The following is a 25,772-nucleotide window of genomic DNA, read 5'->3' on the forward strand; positions in this document are numbered from 1 at the left end:
CCTTCAGGTCAGGGGAACGTCGCGCGCACGCGCGCGGACGCCGTCGAACAGGCTCGACGGCACATGCTCCCACGCGCTCCCATCCTATCGCCGGGGCGTCCACCCGACCGGGCCGCCGGGGCTCGCGCGGAGCGCGCTGACACCCGCCGGCACGGGGGGTCAGTCCGGCGTCGTGGCGGACGCGGCCGGGCGCACGAGGGCGTCGGGTGCGGCGTCGTCGAGCTCGACGGTCGCCGGCATCGGGGCGTGCCCGGCGAGGTGGAACAGGCGCACCCACCACTTGCGCCGCACCCGCTCGGCCTGCGCGACGGCCTCGTTGTGGAACCGCCGGGCGAGCTGCGCGCGGTACCAGGCCGCGGAGAGCGTGCCGAGGAGCTCGTCGCCGACGGGACCCGACCGGAGCTCGGCGACGTCGTCGGCGTCCTCGAGGGCCGAGCGCAGCGTGGCCGTGAGGTCGCTCTCGGCGAGGGCGCGGGACTCGGCCATGCCGCCGAGGAGGCGTCGGGGCCGGGGTCCCTCGCCGCCCGCCAGGCCGGGCACCTGGTCCGCGAGCCGGCGCGTGTCGTCGTCGTCGTCCAGGACGGCGTGCGCGGCCTCGGCGACGAGCATCGAGCTGGCCGGGTCGAGCTCGCCGGAGGCCGCCAGGTCGACGGCGGCCGAGGCACGCCGCACGAGCTGCGCGTCGAGCGCCAGGCGCGAGGCCATCACCTTGCGGTGGAGCCGGTCGAGCCGAGACGCGGCGACCCACAGGACCCACGCCACGAGCGCGGCGACCACGAGGACGAGGACGGTGATCTCGGACCAGGTCACGGGCGAGCCCCTTCGTCGTCGCGCGCCCGGCCCAGGAGGCGACCGCCCCGGCGCGAACGCGGGTCCTCGTGGACCGGGATGACCGCCTCGGACGCCGCGAGCACCGTCTCGTAGACGGCGAGCACCTGCGCGGTCACGGCGGACCAGTCGAAGCGCCGGACGAACTCGCTCGCCCGAGCGCGGTAGGCGTCGCGCCGCGGCGGGTCGGCGAGCACGTCGAGCACCGCGGCGGCGAGCGCGTCCGGGTCGCCCACCGCGAACAGCGCGCCCGCGGCGCCGTCGTCGAGCACGCGGCGGAACGCGCCGAGGTCGCTCGCGACGACGCACGCGCCGGCGCTCATCGCCTCGACGAGCACGATGCCGAAGCTCTCCCCGCCGGTCTGCGGCGCGATGTACAGGTCGACGGACGCGAGCATGCTCGCCTTGTCCTCGTCGCTCACGCCGCCGAGGAACTCGACGGACGCGGCGTGCGCCCCCAGCGCCTCGATCGCGGCCTCACGGCCGTCGTCGCCGCGTCCGGCGACGAGGAAGCGTGCGCCCGGGACCTTCTCGAGGATCGCCGGGATCGCCGCCGCGAGCACGGGCAGGCCCTTGCGCGGCTCGTCGAGGCGTCCGAGGAACCCGATGGTGGGCGCGTCGGGCGTCCCCTGCCACGCGGGGTTCGCGGTCGCGGACGCGAACGTGTCGACGTACACCCCGTTGGGGATGACGACGGCGTCCCCGCCGAGGTGGTCGACGAGCGTACGGCGCGCGTCCTCCGAGACCGCGATGCGGGCGTCGATCTTCTCCAGGCTCTGCCGGACGAGCGGGTAGGCGACCTGGAGGGCGCGCGAACGCACGATGGAGGTGTGGAACGTCCCGACGATCGGGCCCTGCGCGATCCACAGCGCGACCATGCTCAGCGACGGGTTCACCGGCTCGTGGATGTGGAGCACGTCGAAGCGGCCCGCCTCGAGCCAGCGGCGGACCCGGCCGGCGGTGCGCGGCCCGAACGTCACGCGCGCGACCGAGCCGTTGTACCGGACCGGGACCGCGCCTCCTGCGGGCGTCACGTACTCGGGGACCGGGGTGTCGTCGTCCGCGGGAGCGAGGACGGAGACCTCGTGACCCTGGGCCATGAGCGCCTCGGCGAGGTCGCGGACGTGGAACTGGACCCCGCCGGGCGCGTCGAAGGAGTAGGGGCACACGATCCCCACGCGCAGGCTCATGCGGCGCGCTCCGCGTCCTGCTCGCCCGCCGCGACCCGGGTCCGGGCGTACCGCTCGGGGTCGAGGTCGTCGACGAACACCTTCTGGAGCATGTGCCAGTCCTCGGGGTGCTCGCGGATCGCGACGCTCAGCGCGTCGACCCAGCCCTGGGTCGCGGCGGCCACCCGCTCGGCGCGGGGGACGTCCTGCGCGACCTCGACCCTCGGGAAGAAGCGGATGACGAGGCCCCAGGGCGACCGCGCGGCGCGTCGGCGCGCACCGTGGAGGCGCTCGTAGTAGATGCCCGCGGGGACGAGCGGCGTGCCGGTCGTCACGGCGAGCGCCGCGGGGCCGGCGGCGACGCGCGCGCGGTGGCCGAACAGGTCGACCTCGACGCCACGGTGGGTGAGGTCGCGGTCCGCGAGCAGCGGGATGATCCGTCCCGGCCTGCTCGCCCCGCGGACGAGGTCGCGGAAGACGTCGCCGTCGCCGAGGGCGAGGATCTCGAGGCCGATCGAGTTCCGGAACGCGAGGAACTCCTCGAACAGCTCCTCCGGCTCGAGCCGCTCCGCGACCGTGAGCACGGGCGCGATGTTCGGCGTCGCGTACGCACCCGCCAGGTCCCAGTTGCCCTGGTGGGACAGCGCGAGCACCGGGCTCCGGTCGCCGTCGAGGTGCGGCGCGAGGTTGTCGAGCCCGACCACCCGCACCCGGGCCCGGACGAGCTCGGGGCCCCAGGCGGGCAGCGTGAACGCCTCGCGGTAGTAGCGCATGTACGAGCGCATCCCGGCGCGCGAGAGCCGGCGCAGGGCCCGCGGCGCGAGCTCGGGGCGCACGCGCGCGAGGTTGCGCTCGAGCTGGCGCACTCCCCCGCCGCGCAGGAGCCACGTCACGTCGGCGATCGCGGTGAACAGCCCGCGCAGGACCGGTTCGGGGACCTTGCGCGCGTTGCGCCAGGCGAACGTGAACGCCTTGCCGGCGTCGAGGGCCATCAGCGACCGTCCTCCTTCTCCTCGGGGCGTGCGGCCACCAGCGCGAGGGCCTGGCGGCGCACGGTGGCGACCCGCTGCACGACGGTGACCGCGCTCGCGAGCGCGAGCAGCCCGAGGACGACGACGAGCACGACGGGCGGGACGCCCAGGCCCACGATGCCGGCGGCGACGAGCGCGGCGACGAGCCGGTCGGCACGCTCCGCGATCCCGACCTGTGCCGTCATGCCGACGCTCTCGGCCCGGGCACGGGCGTAGGGCACGACCGCGCCGAGCGCGAGGCACGCGAGCGCGACGCCGGTCCCCCAGGCAGCGAGGTCGGGGGTCAGGCGCGGGTCGTCCGCCCGGACGAACCACAGGGTGAGGCCGACGAACACGGCCGCGTCCGCGAGCCGGTCGAGCGTCGAGTCGAGGAACGCGCCCCACGGGCCGGACCGGCCCGCGCGGCGCGCCATGACGCCGTCGAGCACGTCGGCGAAGGCGCAGACCATGACGACCATCACCCCGGCGAAGAGGTGTCCGGTCGGGAAGAGCCAGAGGGCGCCGACGACGACGCCGAGGGTCCCGGCGACCGTCACCGCGTCCGGGCTCACGCCCAGGCGGAGCAGGAGCGCGGCGAGCGGCGTGAACAGACGGGTCGTGAGCGCGCGCAGGCGTCCGAACATCAGGCACCCTCCCCGTCCGCGGGGCCACCCGCTCCGCCCGGCCCCGCGAGGTCCGGCCAGGCGGCGGCGAGACGCGCCCGGGTGTCGCCGAGGAGCTCGGGCACGGCCTTGGTCTGCGCGACGATCGGCAGGAAGTTGGCGTCGCCCGCCCAGCGCGGCACCACGTGCTGGTGCAGGTGCGCGGCGATGCCGGCCCCGGCGACGGCGCCCTGGTTCATGCCCAGGTTGAACCCGTCCGGTCCCGACACCTCGCGCACGACGCGCATCGCGGTCTGCGTGAGGTGCGCGACCTCGACCGTCTCCGCCTCGGTGAGGTCCGTGTAGTCCGACACGTGGCGGTAGGGCACGACCATGAGGTGGCCGGGGTTGTACGGGTAGAGGTTGAGCACGACGTACGCGGTCTCGCCGCGCGCGACGATCAGCCCGTCCTCGTCGGAGCGGTCCGGGATGCGGCAGAACGGGCACTGCCCGCGAGAGTCGTCCGCCGGCTTGTCCTGCCCGCCGATGTACACCATGCGGTGCGGCGTCCAGAGCCGGTCCAGGCCGTCGTCGAACCGCGGGTGGGCGTCCGGCGTCTCGACCGTCGCGCCTGTGCCGGGGTCGGGGACGGCGCCCGGCGCGGCCTCCTCGGCCGCGCCGGGCGCCCCCGTGCGCTCGTCGCTCACGCGCCGTCAGACCTGGACGCGGTCGCGGACGGCGGCGACGATGCGCTCGACCGCCTCGGCGACGGGCACGCCGTTGTCCTGCCGGCCGTCGCGGTAGCGGAACGACACGGCGCCCGCCTCGGCGTCCTCGCCGCCCGCGATGAGGACGAACGGCACCTTGCGCGTGCTCGCGTTACGGATCTTCTTGCCGAAGCGGTCGTCGGAGTAGTCGACCTCCGCGCGGATGCCCTGGGCCCGGAGCTGCGCGACGACGTCGGCCACGTAGTCGTTGAACGGCTCCGCGACCGGGACGGCGACGACCTGGACGGGCGCGAGCCACGCCGGGAACGCGCCCGCGTAGTGCTCGACGAGGATGCCGAAGAACCGCTCGATCGAGCCGAACAGCGCGCGGTGGATCATGACCGGGCGCTGGCGCGTGCCGTCGGACGCCGTGTACTCGAGCTCGAACAGCTCCGGCTCGAAGAAGTCGAGCTGGATCGTCGAGAGCTGCCACGTGCGGCCGATCGCGTCCTTCGCCTGGACCGAGATCTTCGGGCCGTAGAACGCCGCACCGCCCGGGTCCGCGACGAGCTCGAGGCCTGACTCCGTGGCGACCTGGCGTAGGACCTCGGTCGCCTCCTCCCACGTCGCGTCGTCGCCCACCGACTTCTCCGGGTCGCGCGTCGACAGCTCCAGGTAGAAGTCGTCGAGCCCGTAGTCGCGCAGCAGGTCGAGCACGAACGACAGGAGCGAGCTCAGCTCGTCGCGCATCTGCTCGCGCGTCGTGTAGATGTGCGCGTCGTCCTGCGTGAAGCCGCGGGCCCGCGTGAGGCCGTGCACGACGCCCGACTTCTCGTAGCGGTACACCGTGCCGAACTCGAACAGGCGCAGCGGCAGCTCGCGGTACGACCGCCCGCGCGAGCGGTACACGAGGTTGTGCATCGGGCAGTTCATGGGCTTGAGGTAGTAGTCCTGGCCGGCGCGCTTGACGTTGCCCTCGTCGTCCAGCTCCTCGTCGAGGTGCATCGGCGGGTACATCCCGTCCGCGTACCAGTCGAGGTGGCGCGACGTCTGGAACAGGTTCGCCTTGGTGATGTGCGGCGTGCTGACGAACGAGTAGCCGGCCTCGACGTGCCGCTTGCGCGAGTACTCCTCCATCTCCATGCGGATCGTCGCGCCGTTGGGGTGGAACACCGGCAGGCCCGAGCCGATCTCCTCCGGGAAGGAGAACAGGTCGAGCTCGTTGCCGAGCCGGCGGTGGTCGCGCCGCTCCGCCTCCGCGAGTCGCTCGAGGTACGCCTTGAGCTCGTCCTTCGTCGGCCACGCCGTGCCGTAGATGCGCTGGAGCTGCGGGTTCTTCTCGCTGCCGCGCCAGTAGGCCGCGGCCGAGCGCATGAGCTGGTAGCCGTTGCCGATCAGGCGCGTGCTCGGCAGGTGCGGGCCGCGGCACAGGTCCTTCCAGACCACCGTCTCGCTCTCGCGCCCGGCGCCGCGCACGTTGTCGTAGATCGTCAGCTCGCCGCCACCGACCTCGACGCTCGCGCCCTCGGTGTCGTCCGCGGTGCCGGAGCCCTTGAGCCCGATGAGCTCCAGCTTGTACGGCTCGTGCGCGAGCTCTGCCCGCGCCTCGTCCTCGGTCACGACCCGGCGGCGGAAGGTCTGGCCCTCCTTGACGATCCGCGACATCGCCTTGTCGAGGGCCTTGAGGTCCTCCGGCGTGAACGGCGTCTCGACGTCGAAGTCGTAGTAGAAGCCGTCCGTGATCGGCGGGCCGATGCCCAGCTTCGCGTCCGGGTTGACCTGCTGGACCGCCTGGGCGAGCACGTGCGCCGCCGAGTGGCGCAGCACCGCGAGCCCGTCCGGCGAGTCGACGGTCACGCCCTCGACCACGTCGCCGTCGGCGACCGGCGTGTCGAGGTCCTTGAGGACGCCGTTGACGCGGATCACGACGACGTCGCGACGAGCGGCGAACAGGTCCGTCCCCGTCGTGCCCGTCGTCACCGTGGTCTCCTCGGCGTCGAGGGTGATGGTGAGGGGTGACGAGACGACGTCAGACACGTCCGTGCTCCGATCTGCTGGCGGGAGGCGCGCGGCGCGCGCCCGGTCGAGGTCCTGCGGCCGGCGGGCCCTGCCCGACAGCACGAAGGGCGCCGTCGTGGACGGCGCCCCTCGATCGTACCGACCTGCAGGTCAGTCGTTCGCCTCCTTGGCCTTCTCGGCCAGGGTGTCGACGTGCTGGTCGACCGAGTCCGGGGCGACGGACTTGATCTTCTCCGCCACGTCGTCGATCCGGTCGTCGGTGAGGAACTCCTTCGCCTTGCCGAGAAGGTCGCCGAGGCCCCCCTCGTCCTTCGGTGTCTGCTCGCTCATGTCGGCTCCCTCGAGGGTGGTGGTGCGCGCGTCCCGCGCCCGGGCGTCGGACCGTCCCGCGCCCGTCCGGAACGCTACCCGCGCCCGCGGCGCCCCGCGACGGGAGCCGCGACGTCGGCCGCCCGCACCGTGCACCCGCACCGCGCCCGTGCCGCCACGTGCCGCCACGTGCCGCCACGTGCCGCCACGTGCCGCCACGTGCCGCCACGTGCCGCCACGTGCCGCAGCCTGTCACAATCGTCGCCATGGACGACGACGTGGCACCCGGCGAGCGGACGGCGCGGGTCTTCCGCCGGCGGCTCAACGAGCTCTTCGCCCGCGGGCGCGGCGGACGGCCCGTGACCAACCGCGAGGCCGCTCAGTGGATGACGGAGCGCGGGTACTCGATCAACGAGGCGTACCTCAGCGCGCTGCGCGGCGGGCACCGCACCTCGCCCAGCCTGCGCGTCGTCGAGGGCATCGCCGCGTTCTTCCACGTGAGCACGGGCAGCCTCGTCGACCCCGAGGAGAACCCCGACGACCGCCTCCGGGCCGCGCTCGCCGACGAGGGCGTCGAGCAGTTCGCGCTGCGCGCCCAGGGCCTGTCGCCCGAGAACGTCCGGGCGATCATCGAGATCGTCGACCGCGTGCGACGCCTGGAGCAGCTGCCTCCCGTGACACCGCCCGCGTCGGACGACGGCCGTGGATGACCTCCTGCGCGCCGCGGGACTCGACCGCGCACGCAGCCTCGAGGAGGCCTGCCGTCTGGTCGCGGCGGTACGCGGCCGGCCCCTCGAGGTCGTCGAGGGCGACCTCGGCCCCGGCGTGAGCGGGCTCTGGCTCGCCTTCCCCGAGCGCGACCTCGTGCTCGTCGACGCGCGCCAGACCCTGCCCGGCCCGCACCGCGACCACGTCGTCGCGCACGAGCTCGTGCACGTCCTCGACGCGGCCGCCACGGCGGGCGCCCCCCGCGTCGGCGCGTGCCGCGACGGGTACGAGGACCCCGACGAGCTGCGCGTCGAGCGCCTCGCGAGCGAGCTCATGATCTCGATCGCGTCCCACGGCAGCTCGGGGACCCGGCTCACGTCCCTGGAGCTGTACCGGTGAACCACGCCCTCGACGTCCTCGTCGTCGCGCTCTTCGCCACCGCGGCCGTGTGGACCGGCCTGCGCGCGCGCACGCGCGCCGACGCGGCCCTCCCCCTCGGCCTGGGCTTCGTCGCGGTCGCGAACGCGCTGCGGGCGCCGGTCGTGGCCGACCTCCTCAAGGAGCACGCCCCCGGAGGGACGCACGAGGTCGCCAAGCACGTCGCGCTCGTCATCGGCTGTCTCTTCGTCGGCGTGTGGGCCTACAGCGCGACCACCGGCCGGGCTCCGCGCACCCGGCACGTGGCGCTCGCGGCCGTCGCCGTGGGGACCGCCCTGGTCGCCCTCGCGGCGGCGAGCGGACCGTGGGCCACCCACGACCTCGACGCGCAGGTCCACGACCGCCCCCTCATGTGGGGCTACTGGGCGCTCTACTACGGGACGTTCCTGACGGCGACCGCGACCTTCGCCGTCTCCTGCCTGCGCACGCGCTCGGACCGGCCGCTGCGGCTGCGCTGGGGCATGGACGTGGCGGGGGCGGGCGCGGTCGTCGCCGTCGTGTGGGCCGTCGTCAGCTTCGTGGCGATGGTGCAGCACGAGCCGGGCAGCACCGAGCCGTACCTGGTCCTCGGCCTGCGGACGCGGTACCTCGTGCTCGCCGCCACGATCCTGCTCACCGCCGGCATCGTGGGCCAGCTCGCGTCGTCCGCCGCGTTCGCGCGCGAGCGCCGACGCGACCTCGGCTACCTCCACACGTTCCTCCGCGCCGTCGTGGGCGACGGCGGCCTGCGCGGCTCGAGCGCCGCGGTGGACGAGTACCACCGGACCATCGAGATCTTCGACGGGCTCACCACGCTCGCGCTCCACTCGCGCCGCGACGACGTGGACCACGTACGGATCGCCGTGCCCGGGAGCCCGCGCGAGGTGATCCTCGCCTACCAGCTCCAGGTCGCCGCGATCCGCAAGACCCGGGGTGACGCCCCGAGCGACGACCCGGACGACTGGTCCGGGCTCCTCGCCGACGACGACGCGCTCCGCCGGCTGGGTCGTGCGCTGCGCGACCGGACGAACCGGGAGGGGACGACCCGCGTCCTCGTGGGCGTCTGAGACGGGCCGCCGTGGCTCGACGCCAAGCTCCCCCTGCGCGCTTGGCCCCGCGCCGAGCCTCGGCCGGCGGGCCTCAACCTACAGACAGACCACCTACGGCGCAACATGCCTCTCAGTTGAAATCTCAACGTTCCCGGTGCCACGAGCGGTCTCGGCGACGACGCCCGGGAGCGGACCGGTGAGGTAGCCCTGGATCGTGGGCCCGACCGCCCGCACCACGGTCTCCGCGGGAGACCCCGCGAGCGGCTCGACCCGGAGCACGTACCGCGCGACGACGAGCCCTGCGAGCTGGCTCGCCATGAGCGCGCCGCGCCACGCGGCCCGGTGCGGGTCCGCCTCGCTCCGCGCGACGGTCGGCCGCACGACCCGGGCCAGCACGAACTCGCGCAGCATCCGCGCCGCCCGCTCGGAGCTCGTGGCCGAGCGCAGGAGCGCGAGGGCGACCCGGCCGCGCGGGGAGTCCCAGGCGCGCAGCAGCGTGCGCACGACGTGCTCCCCCAGTCGCGCCATGTCCTCGGGCGCACCGTCGAGCAGGAGCTCCTGCGGGTCGAAGGGCACGTCGACGGCTGCCTGGAAGAGCTTCTCCTTCGTCCCGAACCAGTGGTGCACCATGGCGGCGTCCACGCCCGCCCGGGCCGCGATGTCGCGGACGGTCGCACGGTCGTAGCCGTGCTCCGCGAACGCGTCCCGCGCGGCGGACAGGACGTCGGACCGCGTGTCGGACCCGCCCGGGCGCCGCCCCCGCCGGCCCGTCACGCCGCTCCCGCCCGGGTCGTGGCCGCGCGGTCCACGAGCACCATGGTCTCCTCGAGCGTCGCCGGGACGACGTCGCAGGTCGCGACCACGCCCGCCGCAGCGAGCGCGTCCCGGACCGTCGCGAGCGTCGTCCCCGCGACGCGCGCGGCCCGGCCGTCGAGCATGACGGGCAGGCCCGCGGCGTCGAGCGCCGCGAACGCCGCCGGCCACTCCCGGGACCGCACGACGACCGCCTCGCGCCCACCGACGACGTCGGCGACGGTCCCCGACGCCACGGAGCGTCCGCGCGAGAGGACGTGCAGGCGGTCGCACTGCTCGGCCTCCTGGAGGTAGTGCGTCGTCACCAGGACCCCGACGCCCGCGTCCGCCTGCGCGTGGATCGCGTCCCACGCGCGCGCCCGCGCGAGCGGGTCGACGCCGGACGTCGGCTCGTCGAGGACCAGCAGGCGTGGCGCGTGCAGCAGGGCGCAGTGGAACGCGAGCTGGCGCCGGCGCCCCAGCCCGATCTCCGCCACGGGCCGACGGCGGACGGCCGCGAGCGCCGGCGGCAGCATCGGCACGTCCCGCACCCCGTACACCGCCGCCACGAACTCGACGTTCTCCTCGACGCTCAGCTCGCCGGAGAGCCCGAGGCCCTGCGGGACGTAGCCGACCGCCCGGCGGCCCGCGCGGTCCGGCGGTGCGCCGAGGACCTCGACCCGCCCGCCGTCGAGCCGGTCGAGGCCGAGGACCATGCGCAGGAGCGTCGTCTTGCCCGCGCCGTTCGCGCCGAGCAGGCCCACCACCTCGCCGGGGCGCACGACGAGCGAGACGTCGTCGACGGCCGCGACGTCCCCGAACCGCCGCTCGGCGCCGTCGACCCGCACGAGGGGAGCGTCCGCCCCGGCGGCGAGCCAGCCCGGGCCGTGCGGCGCCGGGCCCACCGCGTCGCGGGCGGCGTCGTCCGTGCCGTGCGCCTCTTCCGCGCCGGCCGTGCCGTGCGCGCCGCGACCGAGCGTGAGGGCCACGACGGCATCCTCCAGGTCGGGGTCCACGGGACCCCCGGTCGGCGAGGACGAGCCGTCGGGCCACCAGGTGCGGACGGTCCGGCCGCGTCGCCACGACCGGTCGGCCGCGCCCGCGGGCGCGACGGACGCGACGGTGATCCGGCCGGGGGCGGCGGCGCGCACGTCGTCGGGCGTCCCCGCGGCGAGGACCGTACCGGCGTCGAGGACGACGACGTCGGCCGCCCGCTCGGCCTCGTCGAGGTAGGTCGTCGTGACGAGGACGGCTGCGCCGGACGCCGCCGACTCGGCCACGAGCCGCCACAGCTCGACGCGGCTCACCGGGTCGACGCCGGTGCTCGGCTCGTCGAGGAGCAGGACCTCCGGCTCGTGCAGCATCGCGAGACACACGCCGAGCTTCTGCCGCATCCCCCCGGAGAGCTGCGACCCGAGCCGGTTCCGCGCCTCGGCGAGCCCCGCGCGCTCGAGCAGCTCGTCCGCGCGCCGGTCCCGGCGCGCGGCCGGCATGCGGTACGCGTCGCCGACGAGCTCGACGTTCTCCGCCACGGTCAGCCCGGGCCACACGCCGCTGGACGACGGCTGGTAGCCGACCCGGTCGCGCGCCGGGACGTCCACGGTGCCGCCGGCGACCGGCAGCTGCCCGAGCAGCGCGCGCACCAGCGTGGTCTTGCCGGCGCCGTCGCCGCCCACGACCGAGGTGACCTGTCCGCGCGGGAGGTCGAGGTCCACGCCCGCGAGGGCGCGGACCACGTGCCCGCGCCCGGGGCGGAAGGTGACGTCGAGACCGCGTGCGCCCCAGGTCACCGGACCGTCCCGCTCGTCGTGGGTGCGACGGCCGCGAGCGCGTCCGCGCGGCGTCGGCGGTGCTCCCGTGCGGGCGAGAGCTCGCGCGAGAGCCGCAGGACGGCCATCCCGAACACGACCACGGCCATCACCGCGAGCACGGCGAGCGGCAGCCACAGCGCGGACCACGACGCCCCGCGGACCATCACGCCCTGCGAGACCTCGGTGAACCACGTGAGGGGCAGGAGGTACCCGATCCAGCGCACCCCTGCCGCCATCGCGTCGAGCGGGAAGATCATGCCCGAGAGCAGCACCTGCGGGAGCATCGTCATGAGCGCGACCTGCACCGCCTGCCCGGTGGTCTGCGACACGGTGGAGATGAGCGCGCCGATGCCGAGCACGACGAAGAGGAACAGCGCGGCTCCCACCACGAACGGGGCCACCGGTCCGGCGAACGGCACGTCGAAGATCCACATCCCGAGCAGCGTCACCGCGACCATGTCGAGGCAGGCGAGCAGGAAGTAGGGCGTGATCTTGCCGAGGATCACCGCGGCGGGGCCGAGCGGCATCACCGCGAGCTGCTCGAACGTCCCCGCCTCGCGCTCCTTGACGAGCCCGATCGACGTGATGATCGTCCCGATGAACGTGAGGATGAGGCCGATCAGCGCGGGCACCATCACCCACGACGTGTCGAGGTCGGGGTTGAAGAGGATCTCCGAGTCCACGGCGTCCCCGAGGGACGCGACGAGCACCTTCGCCGACTGCGCGGCGAAGAGGTTGGACCCGTCGACGTAGACGGTCGGGCGGTCGTCCCCCGGTGCGGGCGCGACGACCGCGACGTCGCTGCGGTCGTCGCGCAGCGCCGCGCGGGCGTCGGCGTCCGTCCCCGCGGGGTCGACGCTCACGACGTCGAGCGCGTCGGCGGCGGCCGGGTTCGCCTCGATCGCGGCGACCGCCTGCTCGGCACCCGGGCCCACGGCCGTGACGGTCAGCGTCTCGACCGTGAAGTTCGCCGCGAACCCGAACACGACGAGCAGGAGCAACGGCATCCCGACGAGCATCGCGACCGTGCGCCGGTCCCGGCGCAGCTCGCGGAACTCCTTGACGACCATCGCGCGCACGATGCCTCCCCGGCCCTGACCGCGCCCCGGCACGCGGTCGAATTCATCACCTGTTGAAAACAGACGATAGGACGCGGCGGTCGAGGGGTCAAGGGCGTGCGGACCTGGCTCGGGTCGCCGGTCAGCCGAGGAACACCTGGGCACAGACGAGACCGCCGGCGCCCTCGGTGGCGTCCGCGACGCACGCGATCCCGACGGACGTCAGCGTCGGGTCCAGGAGGTTCGCCCGGTGCCCGGGGGACCCCATCCACGCGTCGACGACCGCGGCCGGCGCGGCGCTGGCCCGGCTGAGGTTCTCCGCCGCGGTGCCGCTCGCAGGAGCGCAGTCCGTCACGACCTCGTCGAGGGGGGCGTGCTCGAGCGGGGCGCCGACGAGCGCCGTGGCACGGGACAGCGCCTGCTCGGTCGCGCAGCCGCTCTCCTCCAGCCGGGGGACCCCCGCCTCGTCGCGTTCCTCCTGCGTCTCCGCCAGCAGCCGGGCGGCGTACTCCGTCGGCTCCCAGGGCCGGGCCGCCGCGGGGTCGTCGGCGCTCGGAGCCCCGCGCCCACCGTCGTGGCCCGGCGCGCAGGCCCCGAGGGACAGGCTCGCGAGCGTCGTCACCAGCGCCGCGAGCCGACGCGCTCCGGCACGGGGCCCGGAACCGGCGCGTGCCGCCGGGCCGCCGTTCACCGCCGGCCGAGCGCGCGGTACGTCCACCCCGCCTCGCGCCACACGGTCGCGTCGAGCGCGTTGCGGCCGTCGACCACGCGGGGGGCCGCCACGAGGCCGTACAGCTTGCCCGGGTCCAGGTCCCGGTACTCCTGCCACTCGGTGAGGACCAGCACGGCGTCCACACCGTCCACCGCCTCCTCGACGGTCTCGGCGAAGCCCAGCGAGGGGGCCTTGGCGCGCGCGTTGGCCAGCGCGCGCGGGTCGGTCACCACCACGCGCGCGCTCCGGTGGTGCAGCCGCTCCGCGACGTCGAGCGCTGGCGAGTCGCGGACGTCGTCGCTGTCCGGCTTGAACGCCGCACCGAGGACGGCGACGCGCGCGCCGGCCAGCGGACGCCCGTCCAGCACGCCGACCGTGAGGTCGACCATGCGCTCGCGCCGGCGCAGGTTGATCGAGTCGACCTCGCGCAGGAAGCTGACGGCGGGGTCGGCGTGCAGCTCCTCGGCCCGTGCCATGAACGCGCGGATGTCCTTCGGCAGGCAGCCGCCGCCGAACCCGAGCCCGGCGTTGAGGAAGCGCCGCCCGATCCGCTCGTCGAGGCCGATCGCGTCGGCGAGGAGCGTCACATCTCCCCCGGCGACCTCGCACAGCTCCGCCATCGCGTTGATGAAGGAGATCTTCGTGGCGAGGAACGAGTTCGCCGCGACCTTGACGAGCTCGGCCGTCGCCCGGTCGACCACGAGCCGCGGCGTACCCTCGCCGAGGGCCGCGGCGTAGACCGCGTCGAGCGCCTCGACCGCACGAGCGCCCGCCGCGTCGTCCGGGACGCCGTAGACGAGCCGGTCGGGTCGCAGCGTGTCCTGGACGGCGAACCCCTCGCGCAGGAACTCGGGGTTCCAGACGAGCGTCGCGGTGGGACGGACCGCGGCGAGCTCGTCCGCGAGCCGCGCGGCCGTCCCCACGGGGACCGTCGACTTGCCCACCACGACCGCGTCCGCGTCGAGGTGCGGCACGAGCGACCGGAAGGCTGCGTCGACGGACGACAGGTCGGCGGCGTACGAGTCGGCGCGCTGGGGCGTCCCCACGCACACGAAGTGGACCTCGGCGTCGGCCGCCGCGGCGAGGTCGGTCGTGAAGGTGAGCCGTCCGGAGGCCCGCGCCTCCGCGAGCATCCCGTCGAGCCCCGGCTCGTAGAACGGCGCCCGCCCGTCGCGCAACGACCCCACCTTCCGGGCGTCGACGTCCACCCCGACCACGTCGTGCCCCAGCGTCGCCATGCACGCCGCGTGCACCGCGCCCAGGTAGCCGCAGCCGATCACCGAGATCCTCATGCCGTTCCCCCTGCTCGTCGCCGCCGGCCACCCGGCGTCCCGTCCGTGGCGCTGCGTGCGACCGGCGAACCGGGGCAGCGCCGCCCTCCTCACTGCCGCTCGCTCGGCAGCACCACCTCGTCGAAGGTCCCCGCACGGACGCGACGGCCGACCGAGACCGCCGGCTCGTCCGCGGCGTCCCGGTCCCCTCGTGCGGCGTCCGGTGCCGCACCGTCTGCCGCACCGTCGGACGGGGCGACCCGTCCCGGCTCCTCGGCGCCGACGCGCGCCCACGCACCCGGGACGGCCGGCGCGGTGGCGCCCTGCGGCGTCGGCCGACGCGCGTGCCGACGCGCCCCGCCCGCGCGACCCCGGGCCCCGCGGCGCGTCGTGCCCGCGGACGCGCCGGGCTCGTCCGCGGTGTACTCCTGGTAGGCGTACTCGTACGCGCCCGCACCGGGGCCCCGCACCGGCACGCGGTTGACGACGATCCCCAGCGGGGGGACGCCCACGGTGACCAGAGCAGAGAGCGCGGTCTCCAGCTGGTCCCGGTGCACGGTGCCGGCACCGACCACGACGATCGCGCCGCCGACCCCCTTCGCGAGGATCGCCGCGTCGGTGACCGGGAGGAGCGGGGGCGTGTCGATCACGATCACGTCGTAGTCGGCCCGCAGCCGGTCCAGGAGCTGCGTCATCGGGGCCGCCCCGAGCAGCTCGCTCGGGTTCGGCGGGATCTGCCCGGAGGCGATGACGTCGAGGTTGGCGTTGCCCCAGGGCTGCAGGGCGTCCTCGACGCCCACCTTCCCGATGAGGATCGTCGTCAGCCCGACCGAGCCCTCGACCCCCAGGTACCGGGCGACCGACGGCCGCCGGAGGTCCGCGTCGACGAGGACGACGCGCTGACCCGCGTCCGCGAGCGTGATGGCCAGGTTGATGCTGGTGGTGGTCTTGCCCTCGCCGGGGAGCGCCGACGTCATGAGGTACGTGCGCGCGGCCGGGCCGAGCTCGAGGAACTGCAGGTTGGTGCGCAGCCTGCGGAAGGCCTCCGCCCGGACGGCCTGGGGCGACTCCTGGACGATGAGCGGGTGCTCCGGCGCCTCCTCGTCGTACCCGACGACGCCCAGCACCGGGGCGTCCGTCACGTCCTCGACGTCCGACGTGGACCGGACGCGCGTGTCCAGGAGCTCGCGCACGACCGCCACCGAGACGCCGAGCACGAGGCCGACGACGAGCCCCAGCGCCAGGTTCAGCCGGACGTTCGGCGACGCGGCGGAGGTCGGCACCGACGCCGCGCGGACCGTGCTGATCTGCACGGGCGAGTCGCCGCCCCCGACCGGGGTCTCGAGCTCCCCCACGACCGCCGCGAGCGACCGGGCCGTCGCGTTCGCGATCTCGGCGGCGAGCTGCGGCGACTCGTCGGTCGCCGTGACGTTGATGAGCGCCGTGTCGAGCGGCGAGTCGGCGCGGACCCGCTGCGCGAGCGACCCGGCGTCGTCCGCGAGGCCGAGCTCCTCGATCACGGGGTCCAGGACGCGCGGGCTCGTCACGAGCTCGATGTACGACTTGACCTGGCGCACGGTGAAGTTCGACCCCTGCAGCAGGTCCGTCGTGGAGTCGGAGCCCTGCACGGACACGTACACCTGGGACCGGGCGGAGTACGTCGGCGTCGTCAGGAGCGAGTACGCGCCCGCGAGCGCCAGCCCGAGCGCCCCGACGACCACGATCGTGACCCACCTCTTGCGCAGCAGGACGAGGTAGTCCCTGAGCTCCATCGTCGTCCCCCTCACCGGGCCGCTCCCCCTGAGCGTCCACCCACGACCGCCTCAATCTCGCACAGGGCACCGCACGTCGCGAGCCTGGGCACCTCCACCCGCACCGGGGTCACGCGCGGACCCGCCCGGCCTGCTCGCGGTACCACGCCACGGTCCGCTCGATCCCCTCGCGCAGCCCCGTCCTCGCCTCCCAGCCGCTCGCGCGCAGCCGGGACACGTCGAGCAGCTTCTGCGGCGTGCCGTCCGGCCGCGACGTGTCCCAGCGCGTCGCGCCGTCGTACCCGACGACGTCGGCGACCGTCTCGGCGAGCTCGCGGACGGTGACGTCCTGCCCGGTGCCGACGTTGACCTGGACGGGGCCGTCGTAGTGCTCCAGGAGGTGCAGGCACGCGTCGGCCATGTCGTCGCTGTGCAGGAGCTCTCGCCGTGGCGACCCCGTCCCCCAGTTCGTCACCTCCCGGGCGCCGGTCCGCACGGCCTCGTCGTAGCGCCGGATCAGCGCGGGCAGCACGTGCGACCCGGTCGGCGAGAAGTTGTCGCCGGGTCCGTAGAGGTTCGTCGGCATGGCCGAGATCCACGGCAGCCCGTCCTGGCGGCGGACCGCCTGGACCTGCAGGATGCCGGTGATCTTCGCGATCGCGTAGGCGTCGTTGGTCGGTTCGAGGGGCCCCGTCAGCAGCGCCTCCTCGACGATGGGCTGCGGCGCGAGCCGCGGGTAGATGCACGACGAGCCCAGGAACAGCAGCCGCTCGACCTCGGACGTCCGCGCGGCGTCGAGGACGTTCACCTGGATGCGGACGTTCTCGCTGAGGAAGTCGACCGGGTACGCCGCGTTCGCCATGATCCCGCCGACCTTCGCCGCCGCGAGGACGACGTAGCGCGGGCGGTGCGCACGGAAGAAGTCGTGCACGGCGTCGCGGTCGGTGAGGTCGAGCTCCGCGGAGGTCTGCCCCACGAGCCGGGAGAACCCCGCCCGTTCCAGCCGGCGCCAGATCGCCGAGCCGACCAGGCCGCGGTGGCCGGCGACGTAGAAGACGGCGTCCCGGTCGAGCGGCGCCGTTTCGTGGCGGACGAGGTCGCGCTCGTCGGGCGTCGTCATGCCGCGTCCCACGTCGCGAGCGCGACCCGGTCGATCCACGGCGACCCGGCGTGGCTCAGGGCCTCGACGTCCGCGTCGACCATGATGCGCGCGAGCTCGCGCCCGTCGACGGTCGGCTTCCACCCGAGGTCGACGTGCGCCCGGCTGGGGTCGCCGACGAGGGCGTCGACCTCCGTCGGGCGCAGGTAGCGCTCGTCGAACCGCACGTGCCGCTCCCAGTCGAGCCCCGCGTGGGCGAACGCCTCCTGGAGGAAGTCGCGTACCGACAGCCCGATCCCCGTGGCGAGGACGTAGTCGTCCGGCCGCTCGGCCTGCAGCATCCGCCACATGCCCTCGACGTACTCGGCCGCGTACCCCCAGTCACGGACGGCGTCGAGGTTGCCCAGGTACAGGTGCTCCTGACGACCGGCCTGGATGGCCGCCACGGCGCGCGTGATCTTGCGGGTCACGAACGTCTCGCCGCGGCGCGGGCTCTCGTGGTTGAAGAGGATCCCGTTGACCGCGAACATGTCGTAGGCCTCGCGGTAGTTCTTCGTGATCCAGTATGCGTAGAGCTTGGCCGCCGCGTAGGGCGAGCGCGGGTGGAACGGCGTCGTCTCGTTCTGCGGCGGCGGGGTGGCGCCGTAGAGCTCGGACGACGACGCCTGGTAGTAGCGCGTCTCCACGCCCGCCAGGCGCACCGCCTCGAGCAGGCGGATCGCCCCCGTCCCCGTAGTGTCCGCCGTGTGCTCGGGCTCGTCGAACGAGACCCGCACGTGGGACTGCGCCGCGAGGTTGTAGACCTCGTCCGGGCAGATCTGCGCGATGAGCGACACGAGGCGCGCGCCGTCGGACAGGTCCGCGTAGTGCAGGAAGAGCCGCGCGTCCTCCTCGTGCGGGTCCTGGTAGAGGTGGTCGATCCGCGCCGTGTTGAACGTCGAGGCGCGGCGGATCAGCCCGTGCACCTCGTACCCCTTGCGGAGCAGGAGCTCCGCGAGGTACGAGCCGTCCTGCCCCGTGATCCCCGAGATCAGTGCCTTCTTCGTCATGCCGTCTCCCCCTTGCTCTCCGCGAGCCCACCCGGACCGGTGAGCACCCTCTCCTCGTCGTCCCGCTCGGGCCCGGGCGGTTGGTATCCCGGCCCTCCCGCACGCCAGCGCGACAGCCATCGCTCGAAGCGCGCCACCGCCGCGTCCTCGGAGAGGACGGAGCGGCGGTACCGCCGCCCGGCGGCCCCGAGCCGGTCCGCGCCCGCCGGGTCGTCCGCGAGCCGCACGACCGCGTCGACGAGCGCTCCCGGGTCCTCCGGCTCCACGCGCAGGCCCGCGCCGGCGGCCGCGAGCTCCTCCGCGGTCGTCGACCCGGCGGCGGTCGCGGCGAGCACCGGCCGGCCGGCGTCGAAGTAGGAGGTCAGCTTGCTCGGCACGGACATCTGCGACAGCCCGGCCAGCTCGTTGACCAGGAGGACGTCGGCCGCCGCCATCGCCGCGACGAAGCCCCCGTCGGGCAGCGGGTCGACGAACTGGACCGACGTGACCCCGCCCGCCGCCGCCTCGAGCTCGCGACGCCGGCTGCCGTCGCCCAGCAGCACGAACCGGACCCGCAGCCCGCGCCGGTCGACCAGCCGCCCGGCCTCGACGACGTTCTCGAGCCCCTGCTTCGCGCCCTGGTTGCCCGCGTGGAGCACGACGACCTCGTCGTCGCGCCAGCCGAGCGCGCGCCGTGCCGCGGCGCGGTCGACGGGCGCGCGCTCCGGCAGGTGGGTCCAGTTGCGGACCGTCGTGACGCGCTCCGGCGGCACGCCCAGGACGCTTACGAGGTGCGCGGCGAACCGGTCGTGGATCGCGACGACCGCGTCGGACCCGCGCGTCACCGCGCGCTCCACGGCCTGGACGACCCGCGCGACGGCACCGGTCGCGGTCCCGGTCTCCTCGACCCCGAGGGAGTACAGGTCCTGCGTCCAGAGCACGACCCGGTGCTCGCGTCCTACGACGCGCGAGAGCCGTGCGCGGGCCAGGGCGGCGGCCGCCGCGAAGAGGGACGGCGAGACGAGCAGGACGACGTCGCTCGCCGGCCAGCGCACCGCGGCCGAGCGGAGACCGAACGTCGTCTCGGCGACCAGCCGGCGACCGGGGGTCGGCACGCGCGGCACGTAGTGCCGCAGGCGCCGGACCGGCACCCCGTCGACGACCTCGCGCGAGGACCAGGCGCCGTAGCCGGCGCGCACGCGCCACTCGGGATAGTGCGGGTGGGTGGTGATGACCTGGACGTCGTGCCTCCGCTCGGCGAGCCGACGCGCGAGGGCCGACGTGTACGGGGCGTTGCCCGACGGCTCGGGCGCGTAGTTCGCGCCGATCACGAGCACGCGCATCCTCGACGCCGTAGTGTCGGCAGCGGCAGACCGATCGTCTCGACCCCGGGGGCTGTGTTGACGACCGACCGGAACGACCACGACGTGCCCGTCGTCCCGCTGCGGCGGGCGCCCGGCGAGCGGCAGGCGTGGGACCGGCCCGCCGCCGTCGTGTACTTGTGGGGCGTCGTCGAGCTCTTGCTCGTGACGAACCCCTGGCAGGTCAGCTCGCGCCTTCGCGTCGCGGCGCTGCGGGCCTTCGGCGCCCGCATCGGGGAGGGCGTGATCATCCGGCCCCGCACCCGCGTCCGCTTCCCGTGGAAGCTGCGCGTCGGCGACGGCTCGTGGATCGGCGAGGGCGTCTGGTTTCACAACCAGGACCTCGTGGACGTCGGTCGCGACGTGGTCGTCTCCCAGGAAACCTTCGTCACGACGGGCAGCCACCGGCACCGCACGGACATGGGGCTCGTCACCGCCCCCGTCCGGATCCGTGACGGCTCCTGGGTGACGGCGCGCTGCGTCGTCCTCGGCGGCACGGACATCGGCCGCTCCGCGCTCGTCGCCCCGGCCTCCGTCGTGCGCGGCCAGGTCCCGGACGGCCGTGTCTGGGAGGGCCGGGCGCTCACCGAGCGCCGCAGGTTCTGACCGGTCGGCCCGCGGGGTCATCGCTGCCTCCTCCGTGCTCGTTCGTCGAGCGCCCTGCTGTGCCGGGCCGCGTCCGCGGCGTCGAAGCGCTGGCGCACGACCCGCGCGGGCGAGCCCACGGCGATCGAGTACGGCGGGACGTCCTCGGTGACGACGGAACCCGCGCCCACGATGCTGCCCTCCCCGATCGAGACGCCGCTGAGCACGACCGACCCCCCTCCGACCCACACGTCGCGCCCGATGCGCACCGCGTCGCGCGGCGTCGCGGGCCGGTCCCCGGACCAGGTCGACTCGGAGACCGGGGTCCCCACCTCGTCGAACGCGTGATCGTCACGACCGACGACCTGGACACCCTGGCCGATGAGCGCGAAGTCGCCGATCTCGCCGTCGACCTCGACGATCGACCACGGGCCGATGGACACGTCGTCCCCGAGGACGAGCCGATGGGGTGCGCTGACCACGGCGAACCGGCCGAGCCTCAGGCCCCGGCCGTAGGTCACGTGCTGCCGCACCGCGAGGCGGCGCATCACGGCGCGGACCGGCCGCACGAGGAGCGGGGACAGCTGGGTGCGGGTGCCGTACACCGGCGTCGTGCTGCTCGTCACGCGACCGTCACCTCCTGCGTCCGCGCGACGCCCGCGCCGAGCGCGTCGACCAGGCCCCGCGCCATCGACTCCGCGGAGTAGGCCTCGCGGACCCACGCGGACAGCTCGCGGTCGGGGACCTGCTCCCGCTCGTCCCACGCGTCGAGCGCAGCCTGCGCGAGACCCTCGACCGAGTCGGTCGGGAACCACCGGACCGCACCGTGGTCGGCCAGCTCGATCTCCGGCGAGTGCGGCTCGTCGCGCGACACGAGGGTCGGGACACCGAACCCCGCAGCCTGGGTGAGGGACAGACCGGCGAAGCCCGGGGAGACGGCCGCGAAGGCGCGCGCGTACACCGCCCGGAGCGCCTCGACCTCGTCGACCCATCCCGCGAACGTCACCACGTCGTCCAGCCCCTCGCCGCGGACGAGCCGTTCCAGCTCGGCCTTCTGCTCGCCGTCGCCGACCAGCGTGAGCCGCATCCCGGGCCGCCGACGGTGCGCGACGGCGAACGCCCGCACGAGCAGGTCGACCTTCTTGGCCCGGACGAACCGGCCCACGTACACGAGCTCGTCCCGGACATCGCCCGCGTCCGGGGACACCCGGATCGCGTCGCGAGGGTAGAGCGCGTTCGTCGCGACCCAGACGGGCGAGCCGGGCAGCTCGGCCCGCGCGTCGGCGGCGTCGGCGACGGTGTAGGAGATCGTGCCGTGCGCGAGGCGGCGCATGAGGCGGCGAACCGGTGCGGTCCGCGCGTCCTGCCCCGCCCGGGGATGCACGTGGCCCCACACCAGCACCCGGCGCCCCGTCGCGCGCCGCAGACCGAGCAGCAGCCACGCGGTCACGCTGCGCGGGTTCAGGTCGACGACGGTCGTGCCCTGGCGCCACGCGTCGCGCCAGTGCCCCACCTGGAGGAAGACGGCGGGGCGACGCACCCGGACCATGCGCACCCGCTCGTACCACCCGACGCCCGTGTCGGTCCGCACGCTCGGGTCCTGGTGCGCCTCGCTCACCCACACGGAGAGGTCGCCGGGATAGCTCTCCCGGACGATCTCCGTGCACGCGCGCCGGTAGCGCGGCATCACAGCGAGGTAGAAGCCTGCGCTCTCTCTCATGGCACACCCTTCGTCAGGTGGTCGGGTACTCGGGACGGGGCGGGCGGCGGGGTTGCGTCGCTCGCGCCGGGCGGGTCCGCGCGACGGGACCGGGGCGGTCCCGTGCCCAGGAGGAGCCGCAGCAGCCAGAGGCCGACGATCGTGAGGACCACGACCTGGGCGAGGATGGCGAGCTGCGCGGCCGGGTTGCCGCGGACGACGTTCGGGACGAAGGAGATGAATCCGAGGGTCAGGACGAGCCTCGCGCCCCGCGCCGAGGGCAGCGCCGCCTGGCTCGCGTGCACGAACCACCCGAAGACGAGCATGCCCAGCACGACCCCCGCGAACGCGAAATCGAGGTAGAGGGCCCCCGGCAGGCTCGGCACCGGACACAGGTACTCGGCGCACGAACCGCCGAACATGGCGCGCAGCCGCGAGTTGCTCCAGGACTCCGTGCCGAGGACGCCAGCCGGCAACGGTGCGAGCACCAGCTCCAGCACCGTCCCGCGCCCCCACCCGACCGGCAAGTCTCCGCCCAGACGCGGCGCCGCGTACGCGACGTAGGAGAACATCTCCGTGTCGTAGGACAGCAGGAAGCTCTCCGCGATCCCCCGGGTGCCTTCGACCTCGTAGAACTCCTGCATCGCCGTCCCCAACGACGCCCCTTCCGACCGCGACCCGGCGCTGCGCACGAACGGGACGATCGCGAGCGCGAGGAGACCGACGACGGCCAGCGCGACGTGGCGCGGCCGTACCCGGCGGTCCCACACCCTCGCGGACGCCGCGACGACGGCCAGGAGGACCACCGGGAGCAGGAAGCGGCGGGTGCCGAGAGCCGTGGTCGGCACGACCGCGAACGCCACCGCCGCCCAGAAGAGCAGGCGCTCGCCGGTCGTGGGTCGCACGCGCCGGTCGCGCACGACGCGGACCGCCGCGAGCGCCAGCGCGCCCATGACCGGCAGCGCCATGACGATCGCCGGCATGCCCTCGAGCCGCGCGTCGACCGCGGCCGACCGCCCCAAGAACATGAGCGAGAGGAAGCCCGCGCCGCCCCCGTAGGCGGCGATCGCCGCGAACCAGAGCAGGACCGTCGCCACGCAGAACGCCGCGGCACCCGGGAGCGGCACGCGCGCGAGGGCATCCGCCACCCCGGCCCGTCCGTCGTCGCCGTCGTGCGGCACCGCCCCGCGCCCCGGCGCCGGGACGCGCCGCGCGGCGCGCGCCGCGTACCCCACGAAGAGGGAGACCACGGCGACCAGCCCGACCCACGTCGCCTGCTGGAACCCGTCAGTGACGCGCAGGCCGTAGAAGTCGTAGGCAGCGCGGTCGATCATGAGCAACGGGCGCAACCCGTAGATCGCGACGAGCATGAACACCGTGAGCCCGAGCGGGCCGACGAGCACCCCGCGCCGGGTCCCCCCGAGCGCGAGGAGGAGCACCGCCCCGAGGACGGTGGTCAGCACAGGGACGGTGGGTGACATCTCAGGAGCCGCCCTTCAGACCTTCGGCGCGCGCGACGACGAGCGCCCGCACCTCCTCGACCGCCGCCCGGGCTGCCCGGCGGTCGACCGCGACCGGGTCGCCCAGCGGTGCCAGGAGCGCACCGACGTCGCCGGGTGGCTCCCTCGTGGGGAGCACGGCGAGGGTCGTCGACAGCTTGTCGCTCGTCGGCGTGCTCACGGGCACCACGACCGCCCCGTTGCGCGCCCCGAGCAGCAGCGCGTGGAGCCGGTCGCTCACCACCACCCGGGCCGAGAGCATCGCCCGGGTCACCCGGGCGAGCTGCTCCCGGTGGTCCCCGGCCCACGCGACGTGGTCGATCCCGTGGACCTGGGCGAGGCGGGCGTGCTGCGCGCCGTCGCGACGGACCTGGGTCACCAGCACCGGGCGCGTCCCGGTGCGCCGCGCCGCCTCCAGCGCGTCCCGGACGAGCGCGTCGTCGACCGGCCGGTCGCCGCGGAAGGAGAGCACCATCGCGTCCTTCGCCCCGCCCGGCGACGACGGGCCGTCGTCGCGCGCGAGGGCGAGGTCCGGCCCGACCCGGACGCGCGGCCCCAGGATCCCCCGGGTCACCTCGTCGCGCGCCACGTACAGGGACTGCAGGCGGACGCTGGCCGACTCGACGAACCGACCGGCCCGGCTGTCGCCGCGCACCGCACGGCCGAGCGTCAGCGCCTCCCCCCGACCGAGGCGCACGAGCACGACGTTGGCGAGGTTGACGAGGCTCTTGAGGAGCGCACGAGGACGCCCGTCCAGACGCGCCGGTCCGGGCGCGAAGACGAGGAGCGGGCGCTCGCGGCCCACGACCGCCCGCAGGAGCCGCGCCTGGAAGCGCGAGGGGCGCGTGACCACCGTCGTCCCGTCCAGGTCGTACGAGGCCCGGTAGGAACGGCCCGCCCCTCCCGCGAACACCACGACCTCGTCGCAGCACTCCCGCAGGACGTGCAGCATCTCCTGCCGGATGACGACGTCCCCCAGGTTGTCCTCCTGGGCCAGGATCGAGCAGAAGCCCACGACGGTCATGGCCGCGCCTCCTCGGCCCGCGGGGTGGTGCTCACCGGCGTCGCGCGCACGCTCGGTGCCGCGCGGTGGTGCCCGACCAGCCTCCGGGCCAGCAGGGCCGCCTGAAGGAGGAGCGCCACCCCGTAGGCCACCGCCGCCCCGGCCGCGCCCGCGACCAGCGCCCCGAACCCGGCCCCGACGAGCGCGACCGCCGACATCGTCACCGCGGCGCGCGAGACGAACCCGGCGTCGCCATACCCCTGGAGGAGCGACGTGCAGACCGAGGCGACCGCGCCGAACGGCAGCGCGAGGAGCATGATCTGCACCGAGAGGACGGCGGGGCGGTACTCGTGCAGCACGGGCAGCGCCTCGACGAGCACCGGGACGCACGCTGCGAGCAGCACGTAGACGGCGGCCACGCCGGACACGAGCCAGGCGAGGTGCGACAGCACGCGCCTGCGCGCAGCGGTGTCGGAGGCTCGCGTCGCGTGCGGGAGCAGGGCGACGGCGAGCGAGGTGGGGACGAGCCGCAGCGGGACGGTCGTCCGGCTCGCCAGCGAGTACAGGCCCCCGGCCGTCGCGCCGCCGGTCAGGGCGACGATCGGGACGTCCAGGTTCCGTGCCTGCACCGCGACGGTGTTCACCCAGAAAGGCCGCGCCTCGCGGACCACCTGGGAGAGCGGCGCCCGGTGGCCGTCCGGGAGCCGGCGGCGGTTCGCCGCGTTGAGCCAGACGACCGACAGCAGCGCGCCCGTCGCCATCGCCGTCCCGTACGCGAGGACCGGCTCGGTGCCCCCGGCGCACAGCGCGGCGAACCCCACCGCGGCCACCGCGCGGCGTACCACGAGGTTGGCCGTCGCGAGGGGCGCCCGTCCGTCGGCGATCGCGATGCCTGCGACGGTCTCGGCGTTGCGCTCGGCGGCGGCCCACACGGCGAGCGGGAGGACCGGCGCCAGGCTGCCACCGTCGAGGACGGCCAGGACGAGCCAACCCGCGAGCGCGCCCGAGACGAGCAGCGGCCCCGTCGTCAGCCGGCTGAGCACGACTGCCGACCGCACGCGTCCGTCGTCCGGGGCCTCGGCGCGCGTCCGCACGAGGTACGTCGACAGGCCGAGGTCCCAGACCGCCTGCAGGACCGTGAGCGTGGCGACCACCGACCCCACGACGCCCAGCTCGCTCGGCCCGACGAGCACGGCGAGCGCTCCGAACGTCACCGCCTGCAGCGCCGCGGCCACGAGCCGGCCGGTGGTGAGCCAGGCGAACGCGCCGATCACGGCGCCCCACG

General features: G+C 74.9%; 25 protein-coding genes. 4 read left to right on the forward strand and 21 right to left on the reverse strand.

From position 1 onward, the window contains the following. Positions 1-159: 159 nt before the first annotated feature. The 7 genes from ABRQ22_RS09465 to ABRQ22_RS09495 form a co-directional block, all read right to left on the reverse strand. Positions 160-810: a hypothetical protein gene (locus ABRQ22_RS09465; protein WP_253049272.1), complete on the reverse strand. Its 651-nt coding sequence runs from the start codon at positions 808-810 to the stop codon at positions 160-162. Further along, positions 807-2,012, reverse strand: coding sequence for a glycosyltransferase family 4 protein (locus tag ABRQ22_RS09470; protein ID WP_353709532.1), 1,206 nt, complete (start codon positions 2,010-2,012; stop codon positions 807-809). The genes ABRQ22_RS09465 and ABRQ22_RS09470 overlap by 4 nt, the downstream gene beginning before the upstream one ends. A 2-nt stretch (positions 2,013-2,014) precedes the next feature. Further along, entirely contained in the window at positions 2,015-2,989 is a 975-nt protein-coding gene (locus ABRQ22_RS09475; RefSeq protein ID WP_253049271.1) for a phosphatidylinositol mannoside acyltransferase, read from the reverse strand. After that, positions 2,989-3,651, reverse strand: coding sequence for a phosphatidylinositol phosphate synthase (pgsA, locus tag ABRQ22_RS09480; RefSeq protein ID WP_253049269.1), 663 nt, complete (start codon positions 3,649-3,651; stop codon positions 2,989-2,991). The genes ABRQ22_RS09475 and pgsA overlap by 1 nt, the downstream gene beginning before the upstream one ends. Next, a complete protein-coding gene (locus ABRQ22_RS09485; protein WP_353709533.1) occupies positions 3,651-4,193 on the reverse strand; it encodes an HIT domain-containing protein in 543 nt (180 codons plus the stop codon). The genes pgsA and ABRQ22_RS09485 overlap by 1 nt, the downstream gene beginning before the upstream one ends. Positions 4,194-4,322: 129 nt before the next feature. After that, on the reverse strand, positions 4,323-6,323 hold the full coding sequence (gene thrS / locus ABRQ22_RS09490; RefSeq protein WP_353709534.1) for a threonine--tRNA ligase: 2,001 nt from the start codon (positions 6,321-6,323) through the stop codon (positions 4,323-4,325). A gap of 162 nt (positions 6,324-6,485) precedes the next feature. Then, positions 6,486-6,665, reverse strand: a complete 180-nt coding sequence (locus tag ABRQ22_RS09495) for a hypothetical protein (protein ID WP_141388065.1) — start codon at positions 6,663-6,665, stop codon at positions 6,486-6,488. Between the two features lie 245 nt (positions 6,666-6,910). Here ABRQ22_RS09495 and ABRQ22_RS09500 point away from each other — a divergent pair, with 245 nt between their 5' ends. The 3 genes from ABRQ22_RS09500 to ABRQ22_RS09510 are packed head-to-tail and all read left to right on the forward strand — an operon-like array spanning position 6,911 to position 8,836. Continuing rightward, on the forward strand, positions 6,911-7,354 hold the full coding sequence (locus tag ABRQ22_RS09500; protein ID WP_253049267.1) for a hypothetical protein: 444 nt from the start codon (positions 6,911-6,913) through the stop codon (positions 7,352-7,354). Continuing rightward, positions 7,347-7,751: a hypothetical protein gene (locus tag ABRQ22_RS09505; RefSeq protein ID WP_353709345.1), complete on the forward strand. Its 405-nt coding sequence runs from the start codon at positions 7,347-7,349 to the stop codon at positions 7,749-7,751. The genes ABRQ22_RS09500 and ABRQ22_RS09505 overlap by 8 nt, the downstream gene beginning before the upstream one ends. Beyond that, a complete protein-coding gene (locus ABRQ22_RS09510; RefSeq protein ID WP_353709346.1) occupies positions 7,748-8,836 on the forward strand; it encodes a hypothetical protein in 1,089 nt (362 codons plus the stop codon). Before ABRQ22_RS09505 ends, ABRQ22_RS09510 begins: the two co-directional genes overlap by 4 nt. A 93-nt stretch (positions 8,837-8,929) precedes the next feature. Here the strand turns inward: ABRQ22_RS09510 and ABRQ22_RS09515 are convergent, their stop codons facing one another. The 9 genes from ABRQ22_RS09515 to ABRQ22_RS09555 form a co-directional block, all read right to left on the reverse strand. Then, positions 8,930-9,592, reverse strand: a complete 663-nt coding sequence (locus tag ABRQ22_RS09515) for a TetR family transcriptional regulator (RefSeq protein WP_353709347.1) — start codon at positions 9,590-9,592, stop codon at positions 8,930-8,932. Next, a complete protein-coding gene (locus ABRQ22_RS09520; protein ID WP_353709348.1) occupies positions 9,589-11,400 on the reverse strand; it encodes an ATP-binding cassette domain-containing protein in 1,812 nt (603 codons plus the stop codon). Before ABRQ22_RS09520 ends, ABRQ22_RS09515 begins: the two co-directional genes overlap by 4 nt. Beyond that, positions 11,397-12,491, reverse strand: a complete 1,095-nt coding sequence (locus ABRQ22_RS09525) for an ABC transporter permease (RefSeq protein WP_253050680.1) — start codon at positions 12,489-12,491, stop codon at positions 11,397-11,399. Before ABRQ22_RS09525 ends, ABRQ22_RS09520 begins: the two co-directional genes overlap by 4 nt. Positions 12,492-12,621: 130 nt before the next feature. Next, the gene (locus ABRQ22_RS09530; protein WP_253049256.1) at positions 12,622-13,101 is read right to left on the reverse strand and encodes a CAP domain-containing protein; all 480 of its coding nucleotides are present in this window, start codon (positions 13,099-13,101) and stop codon (positions 12,622-12,624) included. Between the two features lie 65 nt (positions 13,102-13,166). Beyond that, positions 13,167-14,483 (reverse strand): UDP-glucose/GDP-mannose dehydrogenase family protein, encoded by a 1,317-nt coding sequence (locus tag ABRQ22_RS09535; protein WP_253049254.1) that lies wholly within the window; start codon positions 14,481-14,483, stop codon positions 13,167-13,169. 89 nt (positions 14,484-14,572) lie between these two features. Next, on the reverse strand, positions 14,573-16,234 hold the full coding sequence (locus ABRQ22_RS09540) for a polysaccharide biosynthesis tyrosine autokinase (RefSeq protein ID WP_253049252.1): 1,662 nt from the start codon (positions 16,232-16,234) through the stop codon (positions 14,573-14,575). 109 nt (positions 16,235-16,343) lie between these two features. Further along, positions 16,344-17,333, reverse strand: a complete 990-nt coding sequence (locus tag ABRQ22_RS09545; RefSeq protein WP_253049249.1) for a GDP-L-fucose synthase — start codon at positions 17,331-17,333, stop codon at positions 16,344-16,346. Then, positions 17,330-18,361 (reverse strand): GDP-mannose 4,6-dehydratase, encoded by a 1,032-nt coding sequence (gmd, locus tag ABRQ22_RS09550; RefSeq protein ID WP_353709349.1) that lies wholly within the window; start codon positions 18,359-18,361, stop codon positions 17,330-17,332. The genes ABRQ22_RS09545 and gmd overlap by 4 nt, the downstream gene beginning before the upstream one ends. Further along, positions 18,358-19,683, reverse strand: coding sequence for a glycosyltransferase (locus ABRQ22_RS09555; RefSeq protein WP_353709350.1), 1,326 nt, complete (start codon positions 19,681-19,683; stop codon positions 18,358-18,360). Before ABRQ22_RS09555 ends, gmd begins: the two co-directional genes overlap by 4 nt. Before the next feature lie 54 nt (positions 19,684-19,737). Between ABRQ22_RS09555 and ABRQ22_RS09560 the strand changes: the two genes are divergently transcribed. After that, complete coding sequence (locus ABRQ22_RS09560; protein WP_353709351.1) at positions 19,738-20,307, forward strand: acetyltransferase; 570 nt, start codon at positions 19,738-19,740, stop codon at positions 20,305-20,307. Between the two features lie 17 nt (positions 20,308-20,324). On the opposite strand, the gene ABRQ22_RS09565 is transcribed toward ABRQ22_RS09560, so the two are convergent. Genes ABRQ22_RS09565 through ABRQ22_RS09585 form a run of 5 tightly spaced genes read right to left on the reverse strand, consistent with a single transcriptional unit; the run spans position 20,325 to position 25,761 of the window. Continuing rightward, positions 20,325-20,912 carry a DapH/DapD/GlmU-related protein gene (locus ABRQ22_RS09565; protein ID WP_353709352.1) on the reverse strand — a complete coding sequence of 196 codons (588 nt, stop codon included), beginning with the start codon at positions 20,910-20,912 and terminating at the stop codon, positions 20,325-20,327. Further along, entirely contained in the window at positions 20,909-22,006 is a 1,098-nt protein-coding gene (locus ABRQ22_RS09570) for a glycosyltransferase family 4 protein (protein WP_353709353.1), read from the reverse strand. Before ABRQ22_RS09570 ends, ABRQ22_RS09565 begins: the two co-directional genes overlap by 4 nt. Further along, positions 22,003-23,448 carry a hypothetical protein gene (locus ABRQ22_RS09575; RefSeq protein ID WP_353709354.1) on the reverse strand — a complete coding sequence of 482 codons (1,446 nt, stop codon included), beginning with the start codon at positions 23,446-23,448 and terminating at the stop codon, positions 22,003-22,005. The genes ABRQ22_RS09570 and ABRQ22_RS09575 overlap by 4 nt, the downstream gene beginning before the upstream one ends. A gap of 19 nt (positions 23,449-23,467) precedes the next feature. Beyond that, the gene (locus ABRQ22_RS09580; RefSeq protein WP_353709355.1) at positions 23,468-24,508 is read right to left on the reverse strand and encodes a polysaccharide pyruvyl transferase family protein; all 1,041 of its coding nucleotides are present in this window, start codon (positions 24,506-24,508) and stop codon (positions 23,468-23,470) included. Further along, positions 24,505-25,761, reverse strand: coding sequence for a lipopolysaccharide biosynthesis protein (locus tag ABRQ22_RS09585; RefSeq protein ID WP_353709356.1), 1,257 nt, complete (start codon positions 25,759-25,761; stop codon positions 24,505-24,507). Before ABRQ22_RS09585 ends, ABRQ22_RS09580 begins: the two co-directional genes overlap by 4 nt. Between the last annotated feature and the right edge of the window lie 11 nt (positions 25,762-25,772).

The organism is Cellulosimicrobium sp. ES-005 (assembly GCF_040448685.1).
Classification (GTDB): Bacteria; Actinomycetota; Actinomycetes; order Actinomycetales; family Cellulomonadaceae; genus Cellulosimicrobium; species Cellulosimicrobium cellulans_G.